The following is a 10,561-nucleotide window of genomic DNA, read 5'->3' as shown; positions in this document are numbered from 1 at the left end:
CATTAAGAAATGTTACAAATTACATGGGTACATTAAGAAAAGTTAAGGGGGTGTATCCATTGATGGATAAGGGTTTTCGGCTGTTATGGTATATATGTATGGGGTAAGTTCAGATATAATTTCTGTAAGTAACCTTGACAATCAAAGTTGAATGTATAGTGTGGGACTTGATCAAATGACCCACAATTATCTATAATCGTGAATATTAAACCTAAGACAAACATGAAAGTTAAAATTAAAAATCTTGGCATTTTAAAACAGGCAGAATTCAGTCTAGGCGACCTCACAATTATCTGTGGTGGTAATAATACAGGTAAAACTTATGCTACCTACGCTTTATTCGGTTTTTTAGACAATTGGCGAAGACTATTAACGGGGCCAAGATTTGGCCTCAAAGAAAAAATTGAGCAACTACTTTCTGATGGTGTAATTAGTCTCGATCTACAGGAGTATGTTCAACAGTGTGAAAGTATTATTACTACAGGTTGTCAAAGATATATTCAACAAATACCTGAAGTTTTTGCGGCTAACGAGGAGAGGTTTAAAAATGTTGATTTTCAGATAGAATTAAATTTTGACAATATTCAATTTCAAGATAAGTATGAAAAGAAAATTAGTACAGCAATATGGGAAATTATCTCGATTAGCAAACCTGAAAATGAGCCTTATTTATCCATTGCATTATTAACAGAAACAGAAACAGAAAAAATAAATCTGGGAGGTGATTTTCTTGAATATATCGAATATATCATTTCCAACAGCATCCAAGATATAATTTTCTCTCAGTTTTTTCCCAGGCCATTTATTGCCAGTGCAGAAAGGACAGGAGCGGCAATTTTTCGCAAAGAGTTAAATTTTGCTCGTAATCGTTTACTGGAAGAAATTAGCAAAAATAGCAATTTTGATCCTAGTGAACTGTTATTTAATGTTTCTCAGGATTATGCGCTACCGGTTAAAAAAAATGTAGATTTTACTAGACAAATAGAAACAATTGTCAAAAAAAATAGCTTTATTGCCGAAAATCATCCCAGTATTTTAGAAGATTTTGCCGATATTATTGGTGGTCAATATATGATTACTAGCAATGATGAACTTTATTACATTCCTAAAGGAAAAAAACTTAGACTATCGATGGATGAAAGTTCTAGTGCTGTACGTTCTCTTTTAGACATTGGCTTTTATTTAAGACACGAAGCTCGAATCGGAGATTTGTTGATAGTAGATGAACCTGAATTAAATCTCCATCCAGAAAATCAACGCCGTATCGCTAAACTTTTCGCTCGACTGATCAACATTGGTATTAAAGTTTTTATCACTACTCACAGTGATTATATTATCAAAGAAATAAACACATTAATTATGCTTAACCATAATAAACCACACCTGAAACAAATTGCCGCAGAAGAAGGCTATATACAAGAGGAATTATTATCGGCTAATCAAGTTAAAGTCTATATTGCTGAAAAAGCTTTAAAGATGTTAAAAGGACAAAAAAGAAAAACCCAATTTAACACTTTAACTCCCGCTAAAATTGATCACGAAATGGGTATCGAAGCAGGCAGTTTTGATACTACTATCGAAAATATGAATCGTATTCAAACGGCTATTATTTGGGGTGAGGAGTAATGTCTGATATTGCTATCCTCAAAGAAATGATTAGCAAGTGTGCGATAGTAGAGTTGGAATATAAAAAAGAGTACAAACGAGATAGTTATTTACTGAAACTGACAGAAAATCAAGATAACTATTCGTTTGTGATTAGTGGAATGCCTGAACCCGATCGAGTTATTGTGATCAAGCTAGATGAGTTTTTTGATGTCCGCAAAATTTTTACTGGTAATAAAGGTGAATGTAAGCGTGCAGATTTTATAATTATCGCTAATACCCCTACTGAAAAAGTTATCCTTTGTTTGGAAATGAAGAAAAGCAGAGATTCTAATTCATCGATAATTAAACAATTAAAAGGAGCCGAATGCTTTGTCTCCTATTGTCGTGAAATCGGACGCTTATTTTGGAATCAACCCGATTTTCTTCAGGACTATCAATATCGCTTTGTTAGTATTAAAAATATCAGTATTTCTAAAACAAGCATGAGCAGCCGTAAACTTTCTCAAAAAAGTGAGATTCACGATCAACCAGAAAAAATGTTAAAAATCTCTGCTAAAGCGAAGCACTTTCAAGAATTAATTTAGTCCTATAGCTTGACATTATGACCGATTTAATCTCGATCGAATAACGATCTTTTGCCGAGAGTGCCGAAAGAGCCTTATCGATGCTCATTTTTAAAAACTTCAAACACCTGCCGGCTGAAATATTTTAACTTATCAGCTACCTTAGGAGAAGGTTGATAATTGCCGACTAATTGCCAATTTTCCACCGTAGATAGTCGCCAAGCGGTTCCTTGATGGTTAAAAGCCTGCATTTCTAAGCCAATCAAACGCTGATGCTGATCCTCGCTATCGAGATGAAAACGAATTTGTACCAGAATACTGCGCCCTTGAATTCTGGGACTCCAACCGGGAAAATGAAAAGCGATATCGATCGAGTCGGGATCCGTTAACTCCCTTGTGTGGGGATCATTGCGCCAAGGTTTCAGATCTGCCTTTGCATCGGGGAATTGTTGTTTAAACAGGTTGACGAGTGTGGCGATCTTCGCCGTTAATTCTAATCCTTTTGCCTGTTCCGACGCATTCATGCTCACCTCTGATAATTGCTTATAAAGTAACTATTTATACAGTTTAGCCCTGCTTTTTGCGACTATTGGAACAATTATAACGATATTTTCTCGATCGAGTCCAAAATGCCGCACCTGTCAATCAAGATAGCCGCTGCCAAAAAGACAAAATCAAAACTACACTAGAAAATAGGATAATCGACAGGAACAGTATTTTCTATGAATCCCCAAGAGTCTCTATTACAATCGATCGAAAAATTAGGCTATCGGGTTACGGTGGGTGATGTGGCGGCAAAATCGGGTTTAGAGATTAACGCTGCACAACAGGGATTATTAGCTTTAGCGGCGGAAGCGGGGGGACATTTACAGGTAGCAGATACGGGGGAGATTATCTATCTTTTTCCCGAAAATTTTCGCTCAATTCTTCTGAATAAATATTGGCAATTGCAGTTAAAAGCTTTCGGGAGTAAAATCTGGCAAGTAGTTTTTTATGTTATTCGCATTTCCTTTGGCATTGTTTTAATTATTTCGATTTTAATCCTGTTGCTGGCTATTCTGGCGATCCTGATAGGCTTAATATTTAAAGATAGTGACTCGGATAACAATTCTGGAGATAGCAAAATTAATATTAACTTCTTTCCCACGGACTTTTTCTGGATTTTTTATCCCGATTTTAGTAATAACTACTACGAAAGAAGAGATCGGGAAGTTAAGGCAGAAAAACCCCCTAGTAAGATGAATTTTCTCGAGGCAGTTTTTTCTTTTCTTTTTGGCGACGGCGATCCTAATTTTAATTTAGAGGAGAGACGCTGGCAAACTATCGGTAAAGTAATTCAAAATAATCGTGGCTCGATTATCGCTCCACAAATTGTCCCCTATCTCGATAGTATTACCCCCAGTCAGGAGGAGACAGAAGACTATATACTCCCAGTTTTAACTCGCTTTAATGGGTTGCCGCAAGTGTCCGATCGAGGCGATATTATCTATTATTTTCCCGATCTACAGGTGACAACCAAAGAGAGAAAATTACAAACAGTTTCGCCCTATCTAAAGGAAAAACGCTGGAAGTTTAGCGAAGCGGATAGCGGTCAAATTATCTTAGCTTTAGGTTTAGGGGCGGTTAACTTTATCCTCGCTTTAGTTTTAGGATATTTGCTCAACAGTGATAGTGTCGATTTGAGCGGTTCTCTGGGGTCGATAGTCACAGGGATCTACGGTTTTCTCCTCAGTTATGCCGCTGCTTTTTTGGGGATTCCCCTCGGTCGTTATTTCTTTTTGCAGTGGAGAAATGAGCGAGTTAATCAACGCAATCAACAGCGAGAAAAAAGAGCAGATCTATTAGCACAAAATAATCCTGAATTAGAGCAAAAACTGGCCTACTCTCGTCAATTCGCTGACCAAAAAGTGATTAGGGATGCTGATATTAGTTATTCTACGGATCAAGACTATCTCGAACAAGAGAGCGAGCGCTCCGATAAAATCGATCGAGAATGGCAAAAACGCTTAGAATCCCCCGATTCCTGACTCCTGACTTGAAAGAGGGTGTAGGGTGTGGGGTGTAGGGTGTAGGGTGTGGGGTGTGGGGTGTAGGGAGATGGGGAAGTGGGGAAATGGGGAAGTGGGGAAATGGGGGAATTATGAATTGGGAAATGGGGAAGTGGAGTAGTGGGGTATTGGGGGAATTTCAACTAAAACCCCAACACCCTAAAACCCTAAAACCCTAAAACCCTATCTCCAGACTCCTGAATCCTGAATCCTGACGACCGACTCCTAACCCCAGCAACAAACTTTTTGCCGCAAACCCTAACTTAAACGATCAAGAGTGCGATACTGAATTGCTTCGGCAACGTGGGAACTTTTCAGCATTTCACTATCTCCTAAATCGGCAATGGTGCGGGCAACTTTGAGAATGCGATCCATTGCTCGGGCCGATAAACCCAATTTTCGGATTGCCCCTTCTAAAATATGGCGACTGCTATGATCAAGAGCGCAAAAACGCCGCAAATGCTCGGAATTCATCTCCGCATTAGAGCGAATCCCAGTATCTTGAAAGCGATCGCTGGCCTTTTGTCTGGCCCTTTCCACCCGTTGCCGCACTTGCTCAGAAGCTTCTCCCCGACTCTCTTGGGTCATTTCTTCTGGTTTCAGGCGATTTACCGTCACTTGTAGGTCAATACGGTCTAAAAGCGGCCCCGATAATTTCGCCCAATATTGTTCCCGTTGTCGCGGTGAACAGCTGCAGGGTTGCACCGAATCGCCGTAATAACCACAGGGACAGGGATTGGTACTGGCCACTAGGGTAAAACGCGCCGGAAAAGCGACGGAAAGACGAGTGCGAGAAATGCTCACATAACCATCCTCTAGGGGTTGCCGGAGATATTCCAAGACACTGCGCTTAAATTCCGTTAATTCGTCCAAAAATAAGATACCACGGTGGGAAAGGGAGATTTCCCCCGGTCGGGGATAAGTGCCACCTCCCACCAGTGCCGCTCCGGAAGCAGAGTGATGGGGACTGCGAAAAGGACGCTCGCGCACCAGGGAACCTCGATCTTTCAGTAATCCGGCGACGGAATGAATCTGGGAGACTTCTAGGGATTCGGCAAAGGTAAGCTGGGGCAGAATTCCGGGTAAACGTCGCGCTAACATGGTTTTACCGCTGCCCGGTGGCCCGACAAAAATTAGGTTATGACCTCCAGCCGCGGCAATTTCCAGGGCCCGACGACCAATGGCTTGGCCTTTGACATCCTTGAGATCGGGGAGATTTACCTGCGATCGCCCGAACTCCTCGGCAGCGTTAAAAGTCATCGGTGAATGGCGATCGGGTTCATTTAAGAAATTTACCACTTCCGATAGATGACGAAACCCATACACTTGTACGCCTTTGACCACGGCCGCTTCTTTGGCATTATCGGCGGGAACCACTAAACCCTTAATCCCCATTTTTTCGGCAGCGGCAGCAATGGGTAAAACCCCCGCCACGGGACGCAAACTACCATCGAGGGATAATTCACCTAAAAAGAGAAAATCCCCCAATAAATCGGCTTCTACCTGTTCGGAAGCCCCTAAAATGCCGATACTAATCGGTAAATCATAAATCGGCCCCTCTTTGCGGATATCGGCGGGACTTAAATTGATGACAATTTTGCGGATGGGAAAGGCAAATCCGGCATTTTTTAGGGAAGCTTTTACCCTTTCTTTCGACTCCTGCACGGCGGTATCGGGTAAACCCACCACGGCAATTCCGGGTAATCCTCCCGATACATCCACCTCTACCCCGATTTTAATGGCATCGATGCCGATAATTGCCGCACTCCAAACCCTTGCTAACATTTTGGCTCAACTAAAAATAAAGTGAGTTCTTAGGAAAATTAAACAGGATGTTCGGCTAGTTTTCCGCATAAAAATGATTTTATATGGGAATTTACCCGGAAAATCAGCCTATTTCTCGGTATAACCTAACCAGAAAAGCTGAGAGCTTAATGGTATAGTTGAAAAAAAAGCAATTTGTCTATGAGCGAGACTATTTTTAGCAAAATTATCCGTAAAGAAATTCCAGCCTCGATCGTCTATGAAGATGATCTGGTTCTCGCTTTTCGAGATGTTAATCCCCAAGCACCCACCCATATCCTCATTATCCCCAAAAAACCGATTCCGAAACTAGAGGAAGCCAGCGACAGCGATCGCAATTTATTGGGACATTTGTTACTAACTGTTAAAAAGGTGGCCGCCGAAGCTAAATTAAGTCAAGGTTATCGCGTGGTGATCAATAATGGGGAACAGGGAGGTCAAACCGTCGATCATCTTCATGTCCATCTCTTAGGCGATCGCCCAATGACCTGGCCCCCCGGTTAAATCCCCGTTATTTTCCCGCATTTTTGGGGAATTATAGAGCTAGAAGCGTTCTTTTCCGAGTCGGTCTTCTCGATGTTAAACCCATGAATAGGTCTATTTCTGCGATCGCTTTGTCCAGCACCCTGCTGTTATTTCCCTTCACCGCCGCGACTCTCGCTCAATCGGAATGCTTTCTCCAAAGAGTAGATGGACAACAGATAGATCTTAGCCGTCTCTGTGGCGGTTCATCTAGAAATAGGAAAAATTCCCCGCAAGTTTATCAGTTACCGATTCAACGCCGGGTTAACGGCATTCCCACGGTGATGGTGGTTTTTAATCACCGTCACTATTATGAAATGCTTTTTGATACGGGAGCTAGTGGCATCGTCCTCACCGATGCCATGGCGAAAGCGATGAAAGTCAAACGGGAAAAGGAAGTACTCGCTCATACCGCCGGCGGTGTCGTTACTGTGTATCTTGGTCGCATTAATTCTGTTAAAGTGGGCGAGGTGGCTTTATCTAATCAGATTGTTGGTATTTCTCCCCAAATGGAAGGGTTAGGACTCTTGGGACAAACTTTTTTTGGTTCCTATGATGTCACGATCAAAAAAGATGTGATCGAATTACGTTATCGTTCATAGTCTCATGGGAAAAATTATCGCTTTTCTGACTCTAATCCAAAGTTCCTCTCTGTATTTGTTCCCGTTCGATCGCTTCAAATAAGGCCCGGAAGTTGCCTTCTCCAAAACCTCTAGCGGCATGACGTCGCTCGATTAATTCAAAAAAGAAAGTCGGCTGGGAAAAAATTGGTTTAGTGAAAATTTGCAGTAAAGTTGGCTTTTCCGGGAGAGAATAACTATTTTGTTCAAAATCGATGAGAATTTCCTGTTTTTTGATTTCTGACCATTCCCAATCGGCAATATTAAAGGCTTTCTTTTGATAGTTAATTTGTCGATAATAACTGTCGGGAACTGATAAAAATTCTAACTTTTTTTCTCTTAATTTTTGAGTTAAGTTTACAATATTTTCTGTTTTTAAAGCAATGTGTTGAATGCCAGATTTTTGATTAATATCTAAAAATTCTTGAATTTGAGAACTGTTACTATCTGGTTCATTAATCGGTAATTTTAATTCAGTTTCGGGGTAAACAAGTACCTGAGAATAAAGACCAGAACGCTGCGTTTTAATAGTAAAAGTTTGCCTTTTTTTAAAGCCTAAATTTTCCTCATACCAATTGGCTGTTAACTCTAAATTCCCCTGAAAAACATTTAAAACTAAGTGATCAATTGCCAGAATATCCTGATTATCTTGTTCCCTACTATCATACTCAATCAGATTAGGATCAGCTAAAATTGGCGTGATTCCCTGCCTTTCAATTAACGTATGTTTGAGATCAGCAATGCTAGAGATTTGACAGCTTTTTATCTTCCCCCTAGCCAAAACGGTTTCCTCAATAAAAATGTCCTGTTTAATTCTCCTAGCTAAACTGTCTAAATCCTCTACTTGAAAAGCTACATCCGCCACCCCTTCAGGATATTTACTTAAAAATTCCGCCACGGGACTAAGGGAATTTAAGGGAGAAGATAAGATAAAAATAATCTGTTTAGTTTTATCTTTTTGGATGCCGTTGCCAACTATTTCCGTGTGCGTGTGGAGATTAACTAAACTTGCGATCGCCTGAAAATCCATCACCCGCACAAACCAATCTCGCCATTTTTTGGCCGATTCTACATAAAAATGAATATGATCAACAAACATAGATAAAGTCAAAAAAGTGGTTGAGTGTTAGTAAGTGGGGAGTGGGGAAATGGGGAAATGGGGAAATGGGGAAATGGGGAAATGGGGGAGTGAGGAGATAGGGGAATTTCAACTAAAACCCCAACACCCTAAAACCCCAACACCCTAAAACCCTATCTCCTGACGACCGACTCCTGATGACTAAAAAAAGAGATGACTATCGGGTTGAATATTAATTTCCATGGGGACGGCTTGGGGTTCAGCATTCATGGCAAAATAGATAGCATCGGCGGCGGTTTGAGCGGTTAACATTTTAGTGCGATCAACTTTTAAGCTCACCTGATCCCAAAAAGGAGTATCGACACCACCAAAATAGAATAAAGTCATTTTAATACCATAGCGTTTTAACTCATCGGCCAAACATTTACTAAAACCGACCACCCCGTATTTAGAAGCACAATAAGCGGCAGCCATAGCCATAGAATGCTTACCTAAAATTCCCACCACATTACAGATATGACCGGCTTTATTTTCCTTCATCACATTAGCGGCAGCCTGACAGGTATAAAAACTCCCCTTCAGATTGAGGTCGAGCATTTTATCTAAATCTTCCGGCGTGATTTTATTGTATTGTTTCATCACACCGGCTCCGGCCGCATTAACCAACACATCCAACCGGCCGTAATGGGAGACAATTTTTTCCATCAAAGTTTCTACCTGAGTCGGATTGGTGATATCCGTCGGCACAATTAAAGAGGGACAAGGCAACTCACTGGCTAAATTAGATAAATTATCGGCATTTCTGGCCACTAATACGAGTTTATGACCATTAACAGCTAGTTTACGCGCTAAAGTGGCACCGATACCCCCCGTAGCACCGACAATCAGGACAACTTTTTCGCTCATAATTATTGATAATTCTTTACAAATCTTATTGTAAACTGTTCCGACTGGAAAATCATCGCTAGTCCCAACCCCTTGATTAAGGGTTAGCCAACTTCTGATAGGATAAACCGTGACAATGTAAAGAAATTTTTATGACTGTACTGACCGAAGGAATCGCGCCCCACGGTGGGCAATTAATTAATCGTATTGCTACCGCTGCCGAAAAAGCCGAATTTCTGGCCCTAGCTGAAAAACTACCGCGAGTTTCCTTAGATGAACGAGCGCTCTCGGATTTAGTTATGATTGCTATTGGTGGTTTCAGTCCCCTCAAAGGCTTTATGGAACAGGACGACTACGAAAAAGTCGTCGATGATATGCGTCTAATCAATGGTTTACCCTGGGCAATTCCCGTGACTCTTTCCGTTAGGGAAGAAGTGGCGGATCCCCTCAAAGAAGGCAACTGGATTCGTTTAGATGACAGCGAAGGCAACTTTGTCGGAGTCCTAGAACTAACCCAAAAATACCGTTATAATAAAGCCCACGAAGCAGTTAACGTCTATCGTACCGACGACCAGAAACATCCCGGGGTAAAAGTCCTCTACGAACAGGGAGAAATTAACCTCGCAGGTCCAATATGGTTACTTCAGCGCGATCCTCATCCCCAGTTTCCCAAATATCAGATCGATCCTCTGCAATCGCGCAAAATGTTCCACGAAAAAGCTTGGAAAACGATTGTCGGTTTCCAAACCCGTAATCCCATCCACCGGGCCCACGAATATATTCAAAAATGCGCCCTAGAAGTGGTAGATGGTTTATTCTTGCATCCTCTTGTCGGCGCTACCAAAAGCGATGATGTACCGGCCGATGTGCGGATGCGTTGCTATGAGATCATGATGGATAAATACTTTCCCCAAGATCGCGTTATTCTGGCTATCAACCCCTCAGCTATGCGTTACGCCGGCCCCCGGGAAGCAATTTTCCACGCTATTATCCGTAAAAACTACGGTTGTACCCATTTTATCGTCGGTCGTGACCATGCCGGAGTCGGCGACTACTACGGAACCTACGATGCTCAGTATATCTTTGATGAGTTCGAGCCGGGGGAATTGGGAATCGTGCCGATGAAGTTTGAACACGCTTTCTACTGTACCCGCACTTCGGGAATGGCAACCACCAAAACTAGCCCCAGTTTACCGGAAGAAAGAATACACCTTTCGGGAACAAAAGTCCGGGAACTGCTGCGCAAAGGAGAATTACCACCTCCGGAATTCTCCCGTCCAGAAGTGGCTGCCGAATTAATCCGCGCCATGCAAGGATCTTGACATCCTCGCCGCCCTAAAAGTGCGGCGATTCCTAAACCTCACGATTTAAGTTTCTGCTTCCACCACCGTCGCATACCACAGTTAAAAAACCATGTACTGTCTTACACAGAGT

At 41.8% G+C, this 10,561-nt stretch carries 10 protein-coding genes; 6 read left to right on the top strand and 4 right to left on the bottom strand.

Features of this window, described 5'->3' with window-relative positions:
- Positions 1–222 precede the first annotated feature (222 nt).
- A complete protein-coding gene (locus EWV68_RS09455; RefSeq protein WP_287169593.1) occupies positions 223–1,626 on the top strand; it encodes an AAA family ATPase in 1,404 nt (467 codons plus the stop codon).
- Positions 1,626–2,192 (top strand): hypothetical protein, encoded by a 567-nt coding sequence (locus tag EWV68_RS09450; protein WP_287169592.1) that lies wholly within the window; start codon positions 1,626–1,628, stop codon positions 2,190–2,192. Before EWV68_RS09455 ends, EWV68_RS09450 begins: the two co-directional genes overlap by 1 nt.
- 74 nt (positions 2,193–2,266) lie before the next feature.
- Here the strand turns inward: EWV68_RS09450 and EWV68_RS09445 are convergent, their stop codons facing one another.
- Positions 2,267–2,695 (bottom strand): Tery_1686 family protein, encoded by a 429-nt coding sequence (locus tag EWV68_RS09445; protein ID WP_002743840.1) that lies wholly within the window; start codon positions 2,693–2,695, stop codon positions 2,267–2,269.
- Positions 2,696–2,893: 198 nt separating this feature from the next.
- Here EWV68_RS09445 and EWV68_RS09440 point away from each other — a divergent pair, with 198 nt between their 5' ends.
- On the top strand, positions 2,894–4,198 hold the full coding sequence (locus tag EWV68_RS09440) for a hypothetical protein (protein ID WP_287169590.1): 1,305 nt from the start codon (positions 2,894–2,896) through the stop codon (positions 4,196–4,198).
- 279 nt (positions 4,199–4,477) lie between these two features.
- Here EWV68_RS09440 and EWV68_RS09435 read toward each other — a convergent pair whose 3' ends face one another.
- The gene (locus tag EWV68_RS09435; protein ID WP_287169588.1) at positions 4,478–6,004 is read right to left on the bottom strand and encodes a YifB family Mg chelatase-like AAA ATPase; all 1,527 of its coding nucleotides are present in this window, start codon (positions 6,002–6,004) and stop codon (positions 4,478–4,480) included.
- 180 nt (positions 6,005–6,184) lie between these two features.
- On the opposite strand from EWV68_RS09435, the gene EWV68_RS09430 reads away from it, so the two are divergent.
- Together EWV68_RS09430 and EWV68_RS09425 are read left to right on the top strand one after the other, a co-directional pair.
- Entirely contained in the window at positions 6,185–6,526 is a 342-nt protein-coding gene (locus EWV68_RS09430) for a histidine triad nucleotide-binding protein (protein WP_061432961.1), read from the top strand.
- A gap of 83 nt (positions 6,527–6,609) precedes the next feature.
- Complete coding sequence (locus EWV68_RS09425) at positions 6,610–7,146, top strand: retropepsin-like aspartic protease family protein (RefSeq protein ID WP_287169587.1); 537 nt, start codon at positions 6,610–6,612, stop codon at positions 7,144–7,146.
- A 31-nt stretch (positions 7,147–7,177) separates the two neighbouring features.
- Here EWV68_RS09425 and hppD read toward each other — a convergent pair whose 3' ends face one another.
- Positions 7,178–8,263: a 4-hydroxyphenylpyruvate dioxygenase gene (gene hppD, locus EWV68_RS09420; protein ID WP_287169594.1), complete on the bottom strand. Its 1,086-nt coding sequence runs from the start codon at positions 8,261–8,263 to the stop codon at positions 7,178–7,180.
- Between the two features lie 180 nt (positions 8,264–8,443).
- The gene (locus EWV68_RS09415) at positions 8,444–9,148 is read right to left on the bottom strand and encodes an SDR family oxidoreductase (protein ID WP_002757862.1); all 705 of its coding nucleotides are present in this window, start codon (positions 9,146–9,148) and stop codon (positions 8,444–8,446) included.
- Between the two features lie 131 nt (positions 9,149–9,279).
- Here EWV68_RS09415 and sat point away from each other — a divergent pair, with 131 nt between their 5' ends.
- On the top strand, positions 9,280–10,449 hold the full coding sequence (gene sat, locus EWV68_RS09410) for a sulfate adenylyltransferase (RefSeq protein WP_002803711.1): 1,170 nt from the start codon (positions 9,280–9,282) through the stop codon (positions 10,447–10,449).
- Positions 10,450–10,561: the final 112 nt, after the last annotated feature.

It is taken from the genome of Microcystis sp. M_QC_C_20170808_M9Col (assembly GCF_007095495.1).
Classification (GTDB): domain Bacteria; phylum Cyanobacteriota; class Cyanobacteriia; order Cyanobacteriales; family Microcystaceae; genus Microcystis; species Microcystis aeruginosa.
Note: the sequence above shows the minus strand (reverse complement) of the source record. Positions and strands in the feature narration are given on the sequence as shown.

Bases quoted from the DNA above. Each gene is read 5' to 3' on its own strand.
- EWV68_RS09455 (WP_287169593.1), top strand. From the start codon at position 223: ATGAAAGTTAAAATTAAAAATCTTGGCATTTTAAAACAGGCAGAATTC.
- EWV68_RS09450 (WP_287169592.1), top strand. From the start codon at position 1,626: ATGTCTGATATTGCTATCCTCAAAGAAATGATTAGCAAGTGTGCGATA.
- EWV68_RS09445 (WP_002743840.1), bottom strand. From the start codon at position 2,695: ATGAATGCGTCGGAACAGGCAAAAGGATTAGAATTAACGGCGAAGATC.
- EWV68_RS09440 (WP_287169590.1), top strand. From the start codon at position 2,894: ATGAATCCCCAAGAGTCTCTATTACAATCGATCGAAAAATTAGGCTAT.
- EWV68_RS09435 (WP_287169588.1), bottom strand. From the start codon at position 6,004: ATGTTAGCAAGGGTTTGGAGTGCGGCAATTATCGGCATCGATGCCATT.
- EWV68_RS09430 (WP_061432961.1), top strand. From the start codon at position 6,185: ATGAGCGAGACTATTTTTAGCAAAATTATCCGTAAAGAAATTCCAGCC.
- EWV68_RS09425 (WP_287169587.1), top strand. From the start codon at position 6,610: ATGAATAGGTCTATTTCTGCGATCGCTTTGTCCAGCACCCTGCTGTTA.
- hppD (WP_287169594.1), bottom strand. From the start codon at position 8,263: ATGTTTGTTGATCATATTCATTTTTATGTAGAATCGGCCAAAAAATGG.
- EWV68_RS09415 (WP_002757862.1), bottom strand. From the start codon at position 9,148: ATGAGCGAAAAAGTTGTCCTGATTGTCGGTGCTACGGGGGGTATCGGT.
- sat (WP_002803711.1), top strand. From the start codon at position 9,280: ATGACTGTACTGACCGAAGGAATCGCGCCCCACGGTGGGCAATTAATT.